Genomic DNA, 18,093 nt, shown 5'->3' with positions numbered 1-18,093 from the left:
CTACGAAGAATAATTCAGTGACTTGTCACAGTAAATGAACCCAATGTGAAGATACATTCGATCTTATTAACCAAGAACTGAGCTGCATACTTCCAATTGAAGTGATGAGTAATGACGGACCGATAGAGGATACTAAATAATTGGTCGGGGAGGTATTTATCACGGCGCAACTGCATGAATTATATAAACAATTGATGAACCGCGGTTTGCAGAAGCCGGGGGATTGAAATATAGCTATTTATATTATCCTCTATTCATCTTTGTAGTGAAATTCTGTCCAGGGACCTTCAGTGGCCGGATAATCTTCTACTATATCTAGATCGACCGTTACACCTAGTCCGGGGCCATCTGGCACTTCGATATGACCATTGCTCACTTCCAGATCTTCCTCAATTATGTCGAAAGCAAGTTCGAAAGGATACATTCCTGGATCTTTACTAGACTCTAGTGCCGGATCGTTCTCGAAAACTGGATATTCGAGGAGGTTTACTTCTGGTGCTGCTGAAACCAGGTGAGCATTTGCCACTAACCCAAGCCAAGTACCGAAATTATGTGGTACAAATTCAATATTTTTTCCTTGACAGAATTCAATAATTGTTGAACAACCAGTGAATCCGCGATGATGGCGAACATCGCCTTGGAGAAAATCAACTGCACCAGTCTGCGCGAGTTCGATTAGATCCTGTGGCGATTCCTTACTTTCACCACCAGCTAATGAAGCGCCAAGTTCACTCAGTTCTCGATATCCATCGTGGTCATCTGGTTCAACAGGTTCTTCTATCCAGTAGGCTCCAGTGGACCCTGCGTATTCAACGAGATCTGATATAGTGCTTGAGCCGTATGAATGGTTGCCCATCTTCCACCATGTGTGTGCATCAAGCATGATTTCAATGTCTTCAGTGACCTCATTCAAGATATCGATTGTATGACGATCTTTTTCAGGTCCAATACCTGGACGATATTTGTATCCAAAGAACCCTAATTCATCAAGGATACGTGCCTGTTCTTCATAGCCCTCTGGTGGCATGTACATTCCTGCACTTGCATACATTGGCAGTGATGTTGTCGGCTCCGTATCAAACCGATCAGAGAGTAATTCATAGATTGGAGTGCCAGTTCGCTTACCTTTCAGGTCGTATAGTGCTACATCGACAGCAGATGCAGCTTCATGGCATACTCGTTCAGGAAGGTCTGTATTATCTATTATATCATGTGCATCCTCAACTTCCTGGATTGATGTGCCTTCTAATGCTGGTGCTATCTCTTCGTTAACAAGATCTGAAAATAGCATCTGCGACTCATCCTCAAAGTACTCCCTCATAGCAGAACTACTCGCGCCGCCAGGGGCAAATCCTTGTTCCCCATCTTTTGTCTCAATAACCACAAGAACGATGTCTCGTTTTAGTAGTCGGCGAACTCCTCCGTGAAATTCTCGGCTTTGAACTGGGTTGATTGGGGATGACAGTGCATATCCTCTTACCTTTGCTATCTCCATGTTCGATACCTAAGCCGGAGATTAGTAAGTAAAATTGATCCGGCAATTATTGCTGTGGTTGTTTGTAGAGTTACTATTCAATAATCAACAACCTATACTAGGTAACTGGAGTGTGTCCATTCCCGGCTAGGGAACAAATTTACCGGTTATTCTCTCGCAGATCAGATTGGGTGGTATAAACAATCAATACCATATCAATGGTTACAATCATATGCTTGTAATCCTCCGGTTCGTCCATCGGGAACGTTTTTCCCAACGACGCTGGCCTCACATCTTGATGACTTATCGAAAATTCACCCAAAATTCTATTAGGTGGCAGTTTGTATGGAGTAATAGATGAACTATCAGACAACAAGAAAAGCTCTGCAAGGTGTTGCATTTACCACCGCAATCCCATTCACCGATAACAGTGAGAAAAATATTAAGTACGAAGATTATAAAAATAATCTCCAAGCAATAGAAGATGCTGGTGGCCAGCTCTACATTCCCTGTGGGAATACTGGAGAATATTATTCATTGACACATGACGAACGCGTGAATGTCTCGTCATCAACGGTTGAGGCTGTATCTACTGATAGTGTTGTCATTGCAGGAGTAGCAGGTAGTACCAAAACGGTCAAAAAATTATCCGAGGAGTATAATAGTTTGGGTGTAGACGGTATTATGATAATGCATCCTGATCACACTTATCTCCATGAGACCGGTATTGAACAATACTATCGAAATATAGCTAAAGCGACTGATCTTCCTGTAGTTCTTTACAAGCGCGGTCCTGAGATCAGTAACAAGGTGGTAACAAAACTAGCAGGTGTAGAAAACATTATTGGTATAAAATACGCGGTGAACGATATCGAGGGATTCTCAAAAATTGTTGAGAGTGTACCTAATGACTTCGTCTGTGTAAATGGTATTGCGGAAAGATTCGCACCCGCATTTGCATTAGAGGGAGCGGAAGGCTTCACAACTGGTATCGGAAACTTCGTCCCAGAACTGCCACTGAAACTGCATAGTGCGCTATCAAATAATAATTTCGAGCAGGCCCGACGAATAAGGAATCTCGCCCGACCGTACGAAACTCTTCGTGCAGAATCAGGCGACAATAATAGGATCTCTGCCGCAAATAATATACCCGCTGTAAAATACGGAATGGACCTAGCCGGATTAGAAGGAGGTCCAGTTCGAGAGCCTCTAGTAAATCTTTCTGGCTCAGATAGACAGCGGGCTGAGAAGTATTATTCAGAAATAATGGATAGTACGATTCCTATTGAATGACGACAAAAGTCACTCAATAAATATAACTATAAACCATACATCAATTATAATGTATTATTCATATTCCTGGGGATCGAATGAAGAAGTATACTCTGCAGCTGCTGCAGCGGTAGGTTCAGACGGATCCACTTGAATATCGATTAATTCTGGACCACTTCTATGAGTTAGTGCAGCAGTGACTAGATCGCGGACTTCAGAGATTGTTTCTACGGAATCACTACAGCATCCGAATCCTTCAGCAATCGTTGCAAAATCAGGTGAAGACCACTGAAATTGGTGACCTTCAGTATATTGATCAATTTCTGGTGATTTACTAATTACACCATAATCAGAATTATTGAATACGATAGTAGTTAGATCTAAGTCGTATTCTACAGCAGTATGGAGTTCTTGAATGCACATCATTAAGCTACCATCACCTGTCAATGCCACAACTGGCCGTTCTGGATTTGCCAGTTGTGCACCAATTGCGGCGGGAAGACCTACACCCATTCCTCCCCACGAACCAGCAGTGATATATGTGTTTTGGTCATAGGATTCGAACACTTGAGCGGCCCATAAACGGAACCCACCTACATCAGTCGTGACAATCGTTTCCCGAGGTAAAATTTCTCGAAGCGTTTGAAGTACTTGCGGCGTGTTGATTAACCCGTCAGATGCAAACAATCCTTTTTTGTCGAGCTCCTTGAAGTACTCATTACGAACATCGGTAGCAATATTTGCACCATCCCATCCTAACTGCGATTGTTGCTTATCTCTTACGGCATCAGACAGTTTTTCAGCGGCCTTGGCTACATCATCAACAAGGGTTATATCGGTACTATAAGCGACATTAGTATCGGACATATCTATGTTGACATGGATAAGCGTATCTCCTAACGGAAGTGCCCAATTTGACGTGGTAACACCGTCAAAATCAGTTCCTAAAGCGAGCACTGTATCTGCAGATCTTAGTACGTCTTTAGCACCTGCTGGGAGATGACTGCCTGTGACACCCATGAATCGAGGATCATCTTCTGGAAAGACACCTTTTCCTTTGTAGGTACTGACTACCGGAGAGTTTAGATGATTAACAAGATTTTTGATGGCGGATTTGCTTCCTGTTGAACGTCGAGCTCCACCACCAATATACACAACTGGCCGTTCAGCATCGTTGAGCCGTTCTACGGCCATCTGATACTCGTTTTCATATGTCGTTGACGTTCCTGACGATGAAGCGATTCCGTCCATCGTCGTAAATTCACTGTCAAGAAGACTGCTTGGTATACCAAGACGAATAGGACCAAAAGGTGGCGTTTGGGCTGTTTCAATTCCATCACGAATCTTTCCTAAGAAATCAACGGAACGCTCAATTCTGTAGTTACTCTTTACAACATGATCAAAAGTTTCTGGTTCTAGCTCATGAATAGGGCTTTTCCCTCGATCATCTGGATCTGAATCAGCAGATATGTGTACAATTGGAACACAATCATTGAAAGCATTCTTTAAGCCATGCATAGCATTGGTTTCACCAGGTCCAGGAATTGTTATTGTCGCCGCTATATCTCCTCCAGACTCATAGTATCCCCATGCAATATGTGGGATTGCTGTTTCATGGCGAGCCATGACATACTGCATTTCATCCCGTTCTGCAACGGTTCGGTCGAGCGGCAAAGTTTGAGTACCAGGTAATCCGACCAGAATTTTGATTCCAGAATCCACGAGTGCCTCGTATAAGTAATCGCTCCCTCTACGTTTCTCTCCAGCGTTATCTCTTTCTGTCATTGATTCTCTATCTGCCTTTTGTTGCATAATTATAAATAACATGGGGTTCGTTAACTCTCCTGTCTCACTAATCACCTCCCCAATACCAGTCTATCAGAAATATCAAATAATACGGGTATCAACGGCCAACCCCTTCTATGGGTTCAATTCCGTTCAAGCTAGTCCCCAACTCCGTGGTAAATAGAGTGTTAGCTCAGGGATAAGAATAACCAGCAATAAGACAATCAAAAAGCAAATATAAAATGGTATGACACGTTTGGCAACTGGCCATACTTTGACATCACCGACGCTTGAAACAGCGAAGAGACTGACTCCTAGCGGTGGTGTTATTAGACCATAGCCCAGCGCAAGTACCATTATTACCCCGAATTGTAGCTCATGGATACCTAATGCTGTAGCAAGCTGATCGAGTGTAGGGGCAAGCATTATTATTGTTGCAGTAATGCTTAGCCAAGTTCCAATAAATAAAAGAAGTGTTGCAATTAGCAATAGAAATCCAACTTGTCCAACTCCAAGATCCTGAATAAATTGTCCAAATATTGTGGGGAAATTTCGTCTAGCTAGCATCCAAGCGAGTATCAAAGAGAATCCAATCATCGTGAATATCTGTGCGGTAATATCTAACGAATCATATAGGGCAGAATACAAATCACTAATAGAGAGTGTCTGAAGGAATATTCCGAGAAGAATAGCGTAAGCACAGGCAACTGCCGCTGCTTCGGTCACTGTGAAGAAACCACCGATAATCCCATATATGATGATCACTGGCATCGTAATTGCAACTACTCCTTCTCCAACTAACTTTGGATAATTTTCCTCTTCTGTAGTTGGTTTGTATTTCGGATACTCCTCCCAATACGAGAATATGTATACCATAACCATTAGTGTAACCCCCAATAGGATGCCGGGGATAATGGCGCCAGCAAATAGGCCTCCAATTGAGACACCAGTTACGGCACCGTATACAATCAGGTTATTACTTGGGGGAATTATTGGACCAATGACTGATGAAGCAGCAGTCACTGCTGCAGCAAAGTCTCTATCAAATCCTTCTTCACTCATTCGTGGGACAAACACTGTTCCGAGGGCGGCCACGTCTGCAATAGCAGACCCAGAGATACCAGCGAATAGCATACTAGATCCAATATTTGCTTGTGCCAGTCCTCCACGCATACGACCCAACGACATATTAGCGATTTTTATTAGTGTGTCAGATATTCCTACTTTGTTCATTAGTTCACCCGCTAGGATAAAAAAGGGTATGGCTAACAAAGTGAAGGAATTCATACCTGAGAAAGATCGAGATGCAACTACTGTAAGGGGTTCTCCAGCTATAAGAACCCAAATCACACCGGTAATCCCAATTGCGAAAGCAATCTCTAGTCGCAGAAATATCATGGACATCAAGAAGATAAGCAGAGCTGCAAGTAGAAGCAACTCAGACATTGTCTTCTAACCTATTCAGTTCAGAGTCATCGGCGAATTCTTTTGGTTCCATTTCTGTCTTATCTCGTGTGATTGCTATTGCTCGTGCGACCGTGAAGAACATAATTAGGCATCCCGAGATAGGTATTACTAGATAAGCCCAAAACAGATAGATTCCTAATCCCGGGGATACTGAATTCAAGCCACTATTTACAGCGTACCCAACTCCGTATTCTAGAAGGATGGCACCAAGAACGAAAATTCCGCTTAACTGAATCATACGGAAATAATACTGGAATGGCATGGGTATTTTGTTAAAAAATACTTTTATTTGCAAATGATTGTCTGTGTATACTAATGGCCCTATAAGGAGAAAAACGATCCAAACCATCAAAAACGCAGAAATTTCTAACCCCCATACCGGTACATATTCAAAACCATGTCGAGTAATGACCATAGTTGTAACCCATACTACGAGTATGAATCCCAATACTTGTGTGAAGTTTCGTATAACTTTCTCTACTAGATCGGCAAATTTCATATAATTGTCTGCCAACTGTGTTTTGGTTTCGCTGAGTGTCATGAACCTCTATACAGAATAGAAAGTGAGGCCCCACTTATAATTTTTCATGCGAAGAGGTATGGGAACTCTGGATAGTTTTGCAATCTTATCTTAAGATTGCAGCGATGTTGGAATATTCTATATATTTGGAGGACTATTCTGTTAGCTTAGTTCCTCTTCTGCAAGTTGCACTCGACTTTCTTCGACAGCATCATACAGATCATCAACCCATGATTCATCTTCAACCTCCTCTCTAATTATATCTTCCACAGGATCCTGCGTAGCATTTCTCAGTTCTTCGAGAAACTCTTCTGAAGGATCATATACCTCTACCCCTTGTTCTTCCATATACTCACGACCAGTTTCCCTGATCGCTGCCGTTTGCCGCCGGGCTTCAAGTGAAGCAAATGTGCTAGCTTCACGAACAAGTGATTGGTACAATGGTTCTAGATCTTGGTACCAGTCGTCACCGCATAACATATGACCAGCTGAGTAGAAATGTTGAGACATCAATATGAATTCTTGTACCTCATGAATATCCCCCATTAGCATTGTGGGGATTGCATTATCGTGACCATCAACGACTCCTTGATCAAGGGCTGTATACGTTTCACCCCAATCGATTGGAGTGGGATTCGCCCCTAACTGCCTAACTAATTCATTGTGAGACTCGATTTCCTGCATACGAATATCAAGTCCTTCGAAATCTTCCATTGAGGTGACTTCTTGATTGAACGAAAAGCTGCGAAAGCCGCCATTGTCCCAATGACCAATAATACGCATTCCGGTACTTTCGCGGAAATCTTCAAATAATCTTTCGCCATATTCGTGGTCTAGTACGTGGGTTGCCAGCTCAACAGACTCAAATATGAATGGAATCGCGTAGACGTTGAAGTTCGGATAAAACGGCCCTAGATGGCCTTCAGAAGCTCCTGACTGCAGTTCTAAGGTACCATCTTGAATCTGCTCAGCCATCTCAGAATCTGAACCTAGGGAACCACCAGATGCTAGTTCAATATCAAACTGGCCATCAGTAGCATCTTCAACATACTCCTGAAAGGCAACAGCTGCCACATGAGACTCAGCAGTACGACTTTCAGCAGCATCATACCCTATCGTTGCGGAGATCTCTGGTAACTCATCTAAAGTTCCTCCATCCAATCCTGTTTCACCGGCTTCATCATCTTCACCGGCAATTAAATCAGTACACCCTGCTACCAGGCCTACTCCTCCAGCTCCAACTGCTCCTAATAGCTGGCGGCGGCTAATTCGTGCCATGTTACACCAGCACATAATAGATGAAATAGTATAAATGTTCGGCATAATATCATCTATTTGATATTTACATGATGATGACATTATATGTCAAGTTATTTTTAGACGAAGATCAGCGCCGTATAGAAGAAATATATGAGCAACTGATGCAGAGTATTTCGGAGACAACTAGATAATAATAGCCATTTACAATATCTATGAAAACTTGGTGTTCAGCTCAATAATATTTGAGGTGCTTTTGACTTTGTCGGAGAGACTGTTTTCAATACGTTGTTTAGTGAACCGGCTTGATGGGCCAGTAATCCCAACTGCGCCAAAGACAGTATCTCCTTTCTTTACAGGGGCAGCGACGCATCGAAGCCCCTCGATGTTTTCTTCATCATCAACCCCATAACCTCGTTCAGAGATCTGTTCAAGTTCCTCATGCAAATCACTCGTGTTGGTAATCGTATTAGGCGTCTTTTTTGAGTAGTCTATTCTGCTTGTGATCTCATACATTTTTTGTCTGGATAGGTGTGCCAAAATAGTCTTTCCAAGTGCTGTAGAATACAGGGGCTGTTGTTTCCCAATATCAGATGCAGTCTCAACTGCCTGATCACCAGTTGATTTATGAAGATATGAGATTTTTCCATATTCTTCTATACCAAATTGTGCTATTTCACCTGTCTCGTTTGCTAGTTTGTTAACCTCCTTGCGAACTACTTCATAATTGCCAAACTGATTTCGCACGCTGTTTGCTATATCCAGCATTCGAAGGCTCAACCGGTATCCACTCTCCTCTTGGACAACGATGTTCTCTTGTTCGAGTGTCCGTAAGTGGCTGTATATTGTACTCTTTGAATGACCCAGCTTGCTTGCTAAATCACTCACTCCTACCCCACCCTGTACTTGAAGTGCCTCAATAAGTCTAAATGATAGCTGTACTGACCGGATTGTTCTTCCTGAGTACTTCTCTTCTCTGCTCATAGGGCATAATAGCTCTAATCCATTATAAATATGTTCCCTCCTTGGGAACGACTGATAAAGACCTCTTGTGAATGGCGATGATTTAGGGCGCGTTATATAACATCCGTATGTATGTAATCCTATGTGAGATTAGAATCACTGTTTTCTATAGGGGAACAGTCTACCAAAGGATATCTGCAAGGTACTAGAACCATGTATTCGATGGGCACAATTTATTTACGATTGGAGAGGTAAGATTGCACTAATTATGAAGCGAGCACTCGCTGTCGTGGATGAATCAGACGTAGGTACACGCTTACTCAAAGAGGCAGGTATGCTTGCAGCGAGTACTGAAGCAAGTTTGATTGTGCTAAATGTGATTGATGAAGAAGCATACTCCGCGGAAGTTCGGCGTCAAGCTAACCAAGCAAGCCACGATCTAGATAGTATTAGTAATATAATAGAAAAATCAGCAGATAGCGTACAAACGTTGGTTAACGAAGTGTTATCGGATCTAACTGTATCTTATGAAATTATTACTTCATCAGGTGAGCCCTCAGAAGTAGTTCTTTCAGAAGCAGATAAACATAACTGTGACCATATATTCATTACTGGGGCAGAAAAGTCACCAACTGGAAAGATTTTATTTGGAGATGATGCTCAATCAGTACTTCTAAATTTTGAAGGTCCTGTGACGGTATATACCCATTAACATCAACATTGTTTACTGTGCTGTAGTTTTGTTTCCTTCAGATACTGTGGTCGATGTGTGATCTAAAAAGATTTCCGGAGCTACCACCACTAATCCTCTCTAGAACAGGAGATCCCCATGCACGTATTGAGAAGATTCGCAACTTTAGTTCAGGTTTCTATGTAGTACTATACAGTTTATAGAATGCCATTCTCGGGCTAGCAGCGTTATATCTGCGAAATATAGCCGATTCAGCGGCCTGGCAATTCACTTTTGATTAAGTCACAAGTCACAAGTAGATTTACTACCCCCCACGCCCTCTACTCATCCAACTCCATGCCCGACCCGAAACCCCAGGGTTCAACCACCACAGCAGGCCCTCCAACACTCCAAGAAGGACTCACGCAGTTTCTCGAGGCGAAAGCCAAAGGCGACGACTCAGGAAACTACCGGCGCAACGCCAAGCGCGTCATCAGTCAGTGGATCGACTGGCTCGACCAACGAGACATCGAGAGCTTCGAACAGCTCGATGAAACCGTCCTCGCTCACTACGCCGAACATCTGCGCCGTCGTGTCGCCGCGAACGAAGCCGAAACAACGGATGGAGGAATCGCTCGCTCCACTGCCTGGACTTACTACAGCACGATCTCGGCCTTTCTCGGCTGGGCCTCCAAATGGGGCTATCTCCAAGAGAACTACGCACGATCCGGGCTCGCTCAAGAATCGATGCCCGAACGATCCGCCTCACAGCAGTCCCAACAGCAGTTCTGGACTCCAGACCAACGAACCCAGATTCTCAACTACGTCAACAAACGTGCTCACGACGCCATCGACGAGAAAGGTATGGATGCCGACGTCGAAGCTCGAGACCGCGCACTCGTCGCTGTACTCGCGTTCACAGGGATGCGTGCATCCGAAGTCTTCCGTTCCGAACACGACAACCGCACCGGTCGTCAGGGTATTCGCTGGCGTGACGTCGACCTCGAGGAGCAAACGATCTCCGTCCTCGGGAAGAACCAACAACGCCAGTCAGCGTGGCTTCTCAAGCAAGCGATCCCCGCAGTCGAACGCTATCGAACGATTAGCGATCCACCATCGGACGACTGGCCCGTCTTTCCGACGAGACACGCACCATCACTTTACGAGTGTGCTCGCACGCATCTTCGCGAAATAGAGGATGGAAACGAAAAGTCAATAGAAGCGATTCTCGACGAAAACCCGATCGAAGAGGTGCTACGAGAGTACTGCATCACGCCACCCGCGATCACAACGACGGGTGCCCGGAGCGTGATGAAACGGCTCTGTGAGGCCGCAGAGCTCGATATTCCGACACCACCCGAAGGTCCCGGGTATCTCCAGCTCCACGGGGCTCGCCGTGGGATTGGCGACACGTTCTACCGGATGGATCGTGGGACTGCGCAGGATTTGATGCGCCACCAGAGTCTCGAAACGACGAAAGACCACTACTCGCATATCGATGCGACTGAAGGAGCCAAACGCGCGAGTGAAATGCTCAGTCAGTCTGACGAGCAGTGATCGTCTTGAGACGCCGTGTCGGACTGTAATTGATACAACACTCACTACAGTTACCGGTGCCGCGGCACCGCCTACTGCATCGCTATAGATTTATCTAAGCGTTGATGAGATCATTAGTTCAGTTGACTATCAGCGTCAGAACTCGAACAAAGTGATATGAATCTCCATATCACGCTTCGCGTAACCTACGGCGAAACTCACCAGGAGGAAAATAGCAAACACCACGAATACGCTAAGCGTCGCTACTGGGGCGGAAGTTATTGATAGAATCATTGTTATTTTAGGAAGAGTCGTTACTCTCAGCTTCCATTTCAGCTACTAGTCTTTCGGCTTCAGTTTCAATGTCCAACTCTTCGGCCTCAGCTTCGATGTCTTCTTCAGAGTGTTTTTCAGTAATTTCACAGGGTTCCCAGTCACGGAGCTGACCAATGAGAGTCTGGTACTCATCAGGAACCCCGTCTCTCCATTCTTCGGGGATACGTTGCCAATCCTTAGCTATATCAGTCCAGTACTCCGCAGATTTGCTTGTCCAGTACTCGTCTGGTAACTCGTGCGTTGGTGTTGGCGCAGGAAGTCCGGAATCACGGTTTGGTACACCCTGGTCAACACATATACTACCATCTACGAGAGCGTCTTTGACTCCGTCTTTCACTGTTGAAAGAGCGTCATCGAGATATCGTGATGCTCCTGAAGTGACCGAAACTCATCGGATCTTGAGACGAGATACTCATAACACTGGACATCGCTACGGAGCCGCTGATCAACGATGACTGCAACGGGTCCCAGCGTCACGCGTGTAATCGATTTTTGATGCCCAAATCGCGTCATATCGACGCATTCAACGTTTTCGACAACAATCTCACGTTCATAGTCTGCTAATGGCAATGCTGAGCAGATCGCCTGCGCAATACGTCTTTTATCTCGCTGGCTTTCACGAACACTAGGGTTTCCATCGGAGGGGTGACGCCCTTCATGCAATTCTCGGAGTCGCTCAGCCCGAGGATCACCATCTTCTTCATCGCCGATCCGGGTCGCCATTTGTGAATCGTATCCTGCACTATACTCATGGCCATCACGACCTCTGCCAAGATTTTCTGAGGACGCGTCGATACTATCGTCATGAGGCGTCCGTCCTGGAAGAGTCATTCCCCAAGAGACAGAGGGTGGACGCGGCCTACTGTTCGAATTACCCCTACTCATTATACTTTCTTCTGTTATTATCGAGAGGAACAACTGGCTATCATACCTACTGCTCAGGGTCGATCCTCCGAAGAAGGACTACCCTCTGCTCATAGCTTCGTCGCTGAAAGCAGCAGTGCACAGCAGAACAGTAGGAACGACGTATCGTTCCTCCCTTCATATATCCAGATTGTAGCTAACCATACTTAAAAGAGGCTCCATAGAGAGCATCATCCGGTCCATGAAACGTCAGTCTCTGACTAAGGGAGTCAGCATACTCCTCATGCACACGGAAGACGACTGCGCATAATCGTCGAGACCCCTTCTTTCGAATGTTCAAACTAATCTACACGGCCTCTCTTGGCGATATTCATAGCCACGTGCTGGTAGCCAGCCATCTCAAACGCGGAGATCTAAACAGCCGGAGACACCCCTCGTTCGGAGTGGGACAAGGCAATAATCTAATGATTCCAAAAGAGGAGGTGCAGAATACTTTGTGCAACATCTGCCATCATATCCCTTTCTTGTTGCACAACCTGTGATAATCAGAGCTCCTACCAGTATCCTTATACCATGACACATCATATCACACACGCTGGCGGAGTACCTGCCGCCGGTTAAGGATGCTACAGGCCGATTCGCTGCTCTATCAAAAACAACGTCGAGCTTGCTTCATCTACTACTTACATAGTGAACGTGCATCCATGGGACCTCCGACCACCAATTAAGCCGATGCCACCCGTCTAATCATCTCTGCGCCGATCTCAGTGAACTTGCAGCCTAGTCACCATATCTATCGTTCTAAGTGACGCTAATTAGTCGTAGATTCTGTTTCGTCAGGGATGATCAAAGACATGATCGCAATGGCTGATTCAGCGGGAGTATTAGGAAGTAGAGCAAGAGTTTGTGGAGGCGAGTGAGGCGTTGGATCGGGTGGAGGAAGTGAATGTGCAGGTAGTGGAATTGGTTGAGGAACTGTCGTACTATTAGAAGATGGATTTGTCCCGATTCTGACTATGTTAGAGTGCACCCCCTCCTGTCTGAATGACACCTCGTTCTACGAGGATCACCAGCACCTTCGAACGCGTTAGCAGCCGTGTATCAACCGCTAAGGAGAGGGTACCTTATAAATTCACCAGACTGTTGCCGTTGAGGCAATGCCGACTGAAGCTACTACACCCGAGAAAACTCCATGAAGAACACCTACTCGCTATCAGCAGTCTCTTAGACTGCATACTGATCGCTACGAAAGCACCGACATAGGCAGCATGAAAATCGATACAGGGCTCTGCAGAATAGCGAGTACAAAAAAGAGCGTGTGTGGACCCAACACACCAATCCGAAGTTCCGATGAATCAGAAGTCTACAAGGTACGTAGCTACATAGAGGGGCCTACGCGGGTGATTGCGAAGGTTGTAAGACCATGTTTCTCTGTACAGGTTTGCTCGCCGTTCGCAGTCTCCCCGATTGCTTGCAAGACATCGTCAGCGCTTGCAGCATTAGCATTAATATCAATATCGTTGGGAAGAGCTGCGTACGTATCTTCATCGCCTGTTATTTTGAGTATAGGCACTAATGGATGACCAGCGGGGATCCCTTCGCTTGTCGAATGGAGAACCAGCTGTGCACCAGCAGCCGCCAGCCCAGTTGCTGCTTCGGAAAATCGACTGGGAGCATCAAGAAGCCCTACACCTGTTTTAAAGTTCGGTGTCCCTCCGTACGGTATGATCTCGTCAATCGGCTGATCATCCCATAGCCGGCTAAGTGCTTCAAAATCTACTTGTCTAGCCTTCTCCTCAACACGTGCTGTTCTCGATACATTTCCTTCATGCCTCCCATACAGTTCTTCAAGTTGATTCTGTGCAGTAGCATCAAGGCGTGATTGCAGCGCACCACGATGAGGAAGGACCCGCTCACTACCTGCAACGAGGACTCTACCGCCAGCCTCCGTGACACTCTTGGCTGCTTTCCCGATTATCGGATCTGCAATGTCAAGACTGCTTGAATCACAGTCGCTCGCCACTATCCCTACAGTAAGATCTGATAAGTCTGCGTGGACACGGCCGGTAGTTTGTGCATCAGAAACGAGTTCCTTAGCAATCTGAGTTCCCTGCTCTATACACGGATCTGTCCCACCAACGTCCTGGATAGAGATTTCTTTGACCGCGCATCCAGCCTGATCCAGCAGCTCGGCTACGTCTCCACTCTGCAGCCCTTCACATCCCAGACCAACGACCAGCACTCCTGCAATGTTTGGGTTAGTTCCAATACCGATGTAGGTTCGCTGGGTTTGTTCTTTATCCGAACCGATCTGCGCACAGCCATGGTCATGCGGAGCAACAACCGCGTTTTGGATTTGCTCTCCAATGTTCTCAGCAACAATATGCGAACAGATGACGGATGGAAGAACGAGCACCCGGTTACGAATCCCTACAGTACCTGCTGAGCGTTCAAACCCATCGAACTGGATATGAGCCTGCTGGAGGGTCATTAGCTTTTACCTCCAGAAGCCGCGTTGTTAGCGGCAAGATCGCCACGACCACGAGTGCTTCGGCAATTATGGGTATGTACCCATGCTCCAGAATGGATATCTTTGTCAGCGGTACCAATTACTTCTCCATACTTCTGGATAGGATCACCAGCGGACACTGGGCAAAGAGCAAATTTATGACCGAATGGTATGCTGTCGCTGATCTCGATAGTAGTGTCATCCTTATTTATTTTCTGTCCGGGTTTCAAGTCTTCGAGAGCGGTTGCCACAGTATCTTCAGCATGCATGACAAGAGCCTTATTATCTAGTATCTTTCCTTTCATGCTATTTCCTCCAAAGAGGCAAGTTCCTTTGGCTGCAACTCATTGATTGCAAACTCTTGCATACCCCGCCGCTCTGCTTCAGTAAGTTCTCCATCTGAAACTGCTACAATCTTCTCAAGAAGACGTGTCCCAACAGAACTGAGCGACTCGCCTTGAACTACTGTACTTGCGTTCACATCGATGTTGTTGCTCATTCGCGACCAGGTGTTCGGATTCCCAGTTACTTTGATGACGGGTGCTATCGGGTTTCCAGTAGTGCTGCCCCGGCCAGTAGTGAATGCAATAACTTGTGCACCTCCTGCTACCTTTCCAACTACACTTTCAACATCATAACCCGGCGTATCCATGAGGACAAGACCACCTCCAGTAGGGAGACGTTCAGCGTAATCAACGATACCACGCACAGGTGCATTTCCTCCTTTCGAGATCGCGCCTAGACTTTTTTCTTCGATGGTTGTTAGTCCGCCTTCCTGGTTACCTGGTGAAGGCTGAGCCCCTCGCATATCCACGCCCATCAGGTCAGCCAATTTTTCTCTCTTGTCCACCTTCTCTAGCAACTTAGCACGAACTTCATCATTGACACACCGCTCAGCTAATATATGTTCTGCACCGATGAATTCCGGCGTTTCGCTAAAACAAGCGGTTCCTCCTGCTTCGACAAGTTGTTCCGAAGCACTACCAACAGCAGGATTAGCGGCAATACCGCTAGTTGCATCACTTCCTCCACATTCAACACCGAATATGATTTCTGAGATATCTGCGCTTTCTTGACGGGCTTTTTTAGCATGCTCTTGGAAGTCACTTACTTTATCAGTTCCTTTTTTTATACTTTCAGCAACACTACCTACCTCACGAATAGTCAGAGTGCTCGTTGGCTTGCCGGACTCGCTAATTTGATCAGCTAACTCATTTGCGTCTGAATCCTCTGTACCCAGTTCAACTAGTAGGGTTGCTGCGACATTGGGGTTCTGTCCAATACCACAGAGAACCCTTTCTGTGTGTTTGCGAGCTACACGAGGTTGACTGGCACCAATCTGATGGGGAGTGGCTCGCACCTGTGTATCGGATTCTGCTGCAATTTGATTAGCAACCGCACTCGCTGTCACCGAAGTTGGTATAACTGCTATATGATTACGCACCCCGATTCTACCATCTGGACGCCTATAGCCTGTGAATTCTGCACTCATTGTAACCTTGTTTCTCTTCTATCATTAATAGTCTTTGGTTATTGTTATCCCGACACGTTGTCACATACGAGACGGTATAAACACAGCTAATACTCCCAAACAGTGGTAGAGGATTTCAGAGGTTAGGGATATACAGAACAAACTCAGGAAATAGAATAACGATAAGAAGTACCAAGAACATTGGAACATAGAATAAAAGTATACCTCTTATGACTTCCTCTAATGAAGCGTCAGTTACCTTCTCAAGCACGAACAGGACGATTCCGAAGGGAGGCGTGAGGAGCCCAATCATTAGGGTAAGCACCATTACAATTCCGAAATAGAGAGGATCAATCCCAACTTGATCAAGAATTGGAACTATAACTGGAACCAGGATCGTGATTGCGGCAATCGTTTCCATAAACGTCCCAACAACGAGTAAAAGAGCAACCAATAGCAAAATCACGATTAGCTCGTTATCCGAGATCGCGGTTATCGCATCAGCCATCATTATCGGTAGCTGCAATTGGACTGCGACCAGTCCATAAAGAGCTGCGACACCGATAATAAACGTAAGTGCGAATGTCTCTACCATACTTTCCTGCAATTCCTGTGCTAATCCACCTAAGGTCATCTCACCGTACAACATACCCAAACATAGAGTGTATATTACCGCGACGGCTCCTGCTTCAGTTGCGGTGAACAGGCCAGAGAGGATCCCGCCAACAATCAGTATCGGAACCATAATTGCCAGAAATGCGCCTTTAAAGCTCTCCCAGAATTCTCGTTTGTCAAAAGTTGCGTCTGGCTCATACCCTCTGACTTTTGAGAGGATCACAATCATAATGACCAGAATGAGTGCTAACAAGAGACCGGGGAATATACCGCCCAAGAATAGATCCCCGATTGACTCTTCAGCTAGTACACCATACATAATCAATGGAATACTCGGCGGCACCAGCGGTCCTATAATTGTGGATGCTCCAGTAACTCCCAGAGAGAATTTCTTGTCGTATCCATGGTCCCTCATGGCGGTATATTCAACTCGGCCTAGACCAGCTGCGTCAGCTACCGCAGCACCAGACATGCCTGAAAAAATCACACTCGCAACAACGTTCACGTGAGCAATTCCTCCGCGAAATTGCCCTACAAGGGCGTTAGCAAATCGAAAAATACGTTCAGTAACACCGATATAATTCATCAATCGGCCAAGGAGAAGGTAAAACGGAATAGCTAACAAAGAGAAGCTATTGAGACCAAACAACAATTGGTTGCTAATAGTTCCTAGATTAAATCCTCCCCCGAGAGGGGAAACCATTACAATAATACTGGTTATACCCATTGCGACTGCGACGGGGACACCAACTGCATATAGTGCAAGTAGCACTCCAAGGAAGAGCGTCGCTACTACTACTAATTCAATCATCTTTTACCTCTTTCGTTGTCCTTGAACGATTATCGACCAATTCTTCTAGATCATACCTAGTTATTGAGATTTCATATGCGCCCATGCAGAGGAATCCGATGCAAATTCCTGCGTAAATCATGCCCGATGTAACAAATGTAGTCCCTGGTAGACCAGTGTTGATATTGCTTATTGCAGCAGCTCCTGTTGCCCATACTGCAACTAACACAAACACGATAATGATTAGCTGTATGGCTATCTTAAGTACTAAGTGTGCTGTATGATTTTTTACCTCTAACTTTTCCAAGACAAACCGTATACGGATATGTTCTCGATTCCGGGATGCAACAGCAGCACCGAAGTAAGTACCAACGATTAAGACAAATCGAGCTAGCGCCTCAGTCCATCTTAACGCAATCCCGAAATCAATTACTCGCACAAAGACTTGTATTGATGCTAAGACAACTGTCGAAATGAAAAATAATGTTCCAGAATATAGCACTAACCTATCAAATACGCTAGATTTTTCCAGACCTAATGATTGATCAATATCCATGGAAGATT

16 protein-coding genes are annotated in these 18,093 nt (G+C 45.4%); 3 read left to right on the top strand and 13 right to left on the bottom strand.

What is annotated here, in order from left to right:
• Nucleotides 1–250: 250 nt before the first annotated feature.
• Nucleotides 251–1,495 carry a mandelate racemase/muconate lactonizing enzyme family protein gene (locus WOA58_RS18560; RefSeq protein ID WP_340605788.1) on the bottom strand — a complete coding sequence of 415 codons (1,245 nt, stop codon included), beginning with the start codon at nucleotides 1,493–1,495 and terminating at the stop codon, nucleotides 251–253.
• 336 nt (nucleotides 1,496–1,831) lie between these two features.
• On the opposite strand from WOA58_RS18560, the gene WOA58_RS18555 reads away from it, so the two are divergent.
• Nucleotides 1,832–2,767: a dihydrodipicolinate synthase family protein gene (locus WOA58_RS18555; protein ID WP_340605787.1), complete on the top strand. Its 936-nt coding sequence runs from the start codon at nucleotides 1,832–1,834 to the stop codon at nucleotides 2,765–2,767.
• Nucleotides 2,768–2,821: 54 nt separating this feature from the next.
• Here the strand turns inward: WOA58_RS18555 and WOA58_RS18550 are convergent, their stop codons facing one another.
• The 5 genes from WOA58_RS18550 to WOA58_RS18530 all read right to left on the bottom strand — a co-directional run bounded on the left by WOA58_RS18550 (nucleotide 2,822) and on the right by WOA58_RS18530 (nucleotide 8,759).
• Nucleotides 2,822–4,558: a thiamine pyrophosphate-binding protein gene (locus tag WOA58_RS18550; protein ID WP_340605786.1), complete on the bottom strand. Its 1,737-nt coding sequence runs from the start codon at nucleotides 4,556–4,558 to the stop codon at nucleotides 2,822–2,824.
• A gap of 126 nt (nucleotides 4,559–4,684) precedes the next feature.
• Nucleotides 4,685–5,935 carry a TRAP transporter large permease gene (locus tag WOA58_RS18545; protein ID WP_340605798.1) on the bottom strand — a complete coding sequence of 417 codons (1,251 nt, stop codon included), beginning with the start codon at nucleotides 5,933–5,935 and terminating at the stop codon, nucleotides 4,685–4,687.
• A 34-nt stretch (nucleotides 5,936–5,969) separates the two neighbouring features.
• Nucleotides 5,970–6,539, bottom strand: coding sequence for a TRAP transporter small permease (locus WOA58_RS18540; RefSeq protein ID WP_340605785.1), 570 nt, complete (start codon nucleotides 6,537–6,539; stop codon nucleotides 5,970–5,972).
• 141 nt (nucleotides 6,540–6,680) lie between these two features.
• A complete protein-coding gene (locus WOA58_RS18535) occupies nucleotides 6,681–7,796 on the bottom strand; it encodes a TRAP transporter substrate-binding protein (RefSeq protein ID WP_340605784.1) in 1,116 nt (371 codons plus the stop codon).
• A 192-nt stretch (nucleotides 7,797–7,988) separates the two neighbouring features.
• On the bottom strand, nucleotides 7,989–8,759 hold the full coding sequence (locus WOA58_RS18530) for an IclR family transcriptional regulator (protein ID WP_340605783.1): 771 nt from the start codon (nucleotides 8,757–8,759) through the stop codon (nucleotides 7,989–7,991).
• A gap of 247 nt (nucleotides 8,760–9,006) precedes the next feature.
• On the opposite strand from WOA58_RS18530, the gene WOA58_RS18525 reads away from it, so the two are divergent.
• Both WOA58_RS18525 and WOA58_RS18520 read left to right on the top strand, forming a co-directional pair.
• Nucleotides 9,007–9,450: a universal stress protein gene (locus tag WOA58_RS18525; protein WP_340605782.1), complete on the top strand. Its 444-nt coding sequence runs from the start codon at nucleotides 9,007–9,009 to the stop codon at nucleotides 9,448–9,450.
• A 315-nt stretch (nucleotides 9,451–9,765) separates the two neighbouring features.
• Nucleotides 9,766–10,965: a tyrosine-type recombinase/integrase gene (locus WOA58_RS18520; protein ID WP_340605781.1), complete on the top strand. Its 1,200-nt coding sequence runs from the start codon at nucleotides 9,766–9,768 to the stop codon at nucleotides 10,963–10,965.
• Between the two features lie 280 nt (nucleotides 10,966–11,245).
• Here the strand turns inward: WOA58_RS18520 and WOA58_RS18515 are convergent, their stop codons facing one another.
• The 7 genes from WOA58_RS18515 to WOA58_RS18485 all read right to left on the bottom strand — a co-directional run bounded on the left by WOA58_RS18515 (nucleotide 11,246) and on the right by WOA58_RS18485 (nucleotide 18,085).
• On the bottom strand, nucleotides 11,246–11,617 hold the full coding sequence (locus WOA58_RS18515; RefSeq protein ID WP_340605780.1) for a hypothetical protein: 372 nt from the start codon (nucleotides 11,615–11,617) through the stop codon (nucleotides 11,246–11,248).
• Entirely contained in the window at nucleotides 11,614–12,003 is a 390-nt protein-coding gene (locus WOA58_RS18510) for a hypothetical protein (RefSeq protein ID WP_340605779.1), read from the bottom strand. The genes WOA58_RS18515 and WOA58_RS18510 overlap by 4 nt, the downstream gene beginning before the upstream one ends.
• 1,519 nt (nucleotides 12,004–13,522) lie before the next feature.
• Nucleotides 13,523–14,635, bottom strand: a complete 1,113-nt coding sequence (locus WOA58_RS18505; protein WP_340605778.1) for a UxaA family hydrolase — start codon at nucleotides 14,633–14,635, stop codon at nucleotides 13,523–13,525.
• On the bottom strand, nucleotides 14,635–14,958 hold the full coding sequence (locus WOA58_RS18500) for a UxaA family hydrolase (protein ID WP_340605777.1): 324 nt from the start codon (nucleotides 14,956–14,958) through the stop codon (nucleotides 14,635–14,637). Before WOA58_RS18500 ends, WOA58_RS18505 begins: the two co-directional genes overlap by 1 nt.
• Complete coding sequence (locus WOA58_RS18495) at nucleotides 14,955–16,145, bottom strand: UxaA family hydrolase (protein WP_340605776.1); 1,191 nt, start codon at nucleotides 16,143–16,145, stop codon at nucleotides 14,955–14,957. The genes WOA58_RS18500 and WOA58_RS18495 overlap by 4 nt, the downstream gene beginning before the upstream one ends.
• Before the next feature lie 115 nt (nucleotides 16,146–16,260).
• Nucleotides 16,261–17,550, bottom strand: a complete 1,290-nt coding sequence (locus WOA58_RS18490; protein WP_340605775.1) for a TRAP transporter large permease — start codon at nucleotides 17,548–17,550, stop codon at nucleotides 16,261–16,263.
• Complete coding sequence (locus WOA58_RS18485; protein ID WP_340605774.1) at nucleotides 17,543–18,085, bottom strand: TRAP transporter small permease; 543 nt, start codon at nucleotides 18,083–18,085, stop codon at nucleotides 17,543–17,545. The genes WOA58_RS18490 and WOA58_RS18485 overlap by 8 nt, the downstream gene beginning before the upstream one ends.
• Nucleotides 18,086–18,093 lie beyond the last annotated feature (8 nt).

It is taken from the genome of Halalkalicoccus tibetensis (assembly GCF_037996645.1).
Classification (GTDB): domain Archaea; phylum Halobacteriota; class Halobacteria; order Halobacteriales; family Halalkalicoccaceae; genus Halalkalicoccus; species Halalkalicoccus tibetensis.
Note: the sequence above shows the minus strand (reverse complement) of the source record. Positions and strands in the feature narration are given on the sequence as shown.

Bases quoted from the DNA above. Each gene is read 5' to 3' on its own strand.
- WOA58_RS18560 (WP_340605788.1), bottom strand. From the start codon at position 1,495: ATGGAGATAGCAAAGGTAAGAGGATATGCACTGTCATCCCCAATCAAC.
- WOA58_RS18555 (WP_340605787.1), top strand. From the start codon at position 1,832: ATGAACTATCAGACAACAAGAAAAGCTCTGCAAGGTGTTGCATTTACC.
- WOA58_RS18550 (WP_340605786.1), bottom strand. From the start codon at position 4,558: ATGCAACAAAAGGCAGATAGAGAATCAATGACAGAAAGAGATAACGCT.
- WOA58_RS18545 (WP_340605798.1), bottom strand. From the start codon at position 5,935: ATGTCCATGATATTTCTGCGACTAGAGATTGCTTTCGCAATTGGGATT.
- WOA58_RS18540 (WP_340605785.1), bottom strand. From the start codon at position 6,539: ATGACACTCAGCGAAACCAAAACACAGTTGGCAGACAATTATATGAAA.
- WOA58_RS18535 (WP_340605784.1), bottom strand. From the start codon at position 7,796: ATGGCACGAATTAGCCGCCGCCAGCTATTAGGAGCAGTTGGAGCTGGA.
- WOA58_RS18530 (WP_340605783.1), bottom strand. From the start codon at position 8,759: ATGAGCAGAGAAGAGAAGTACTCAGGAAGAACAATCCGGTCAGTACAG.
- WOA58_RS18525 (WP_340605782.1), top strand. From the start codon at position 9,007: ATGAAGCGAGCACTCGCTGTCGTGGATGAATCAGACGTAGGTACACGC.
- WOA58_RS18520 (WP_340605781.1), top strand. From the start codon at position 9,766: ATGCCCGACCCGAAACCCCAGGGTTCAACCACCACAGCAGGCCCTCCA.
- WOA58_RS18510 (WP_340605779.1), bottom strand. From the start codon at position 12,003: ATGGCGACCCGGATCGGCGATGAAGAAGATGGTGATCCTCGGGCTGAG.
- WOA58_RS18505 (WP_340605778.1), bottom strand. From the start codon at position 14,635: ATGACCCTCCAGCAGGCTCATATCCAGTTCGATGGGTTTGAACGCTCA.
- WOA58_RS18500 (WP_340605777.1), bottom strand. From the start codon at position 14,958: ATGAAAGGAAAGATACTAGATAATAAGGCTCTTGTCATGCATGCTGAA.
- WOA58_RS18495 (WP_340605776.1), bottom strand. From the start codon at position 16,145: ATGAGTGCAGAATTCACAGGCTATAGGCGTCCAGATGGTAGAATCGGG.
- WOA58_RS18490 (WP_340605775.1), bottom strand. From the start codon at position 17,550: ATGATTGAATTAGTAGTAGTAGCGACGCTCTTCCTTGGAGTGCTACTT.
- WOA58_RS18485 (WP_340605774.1), bottom strand. From the start codon at position 18,085: ATGGATATTGATCAATCATTAGGTCTGGAAAAATCTAGCGTATTTGAT.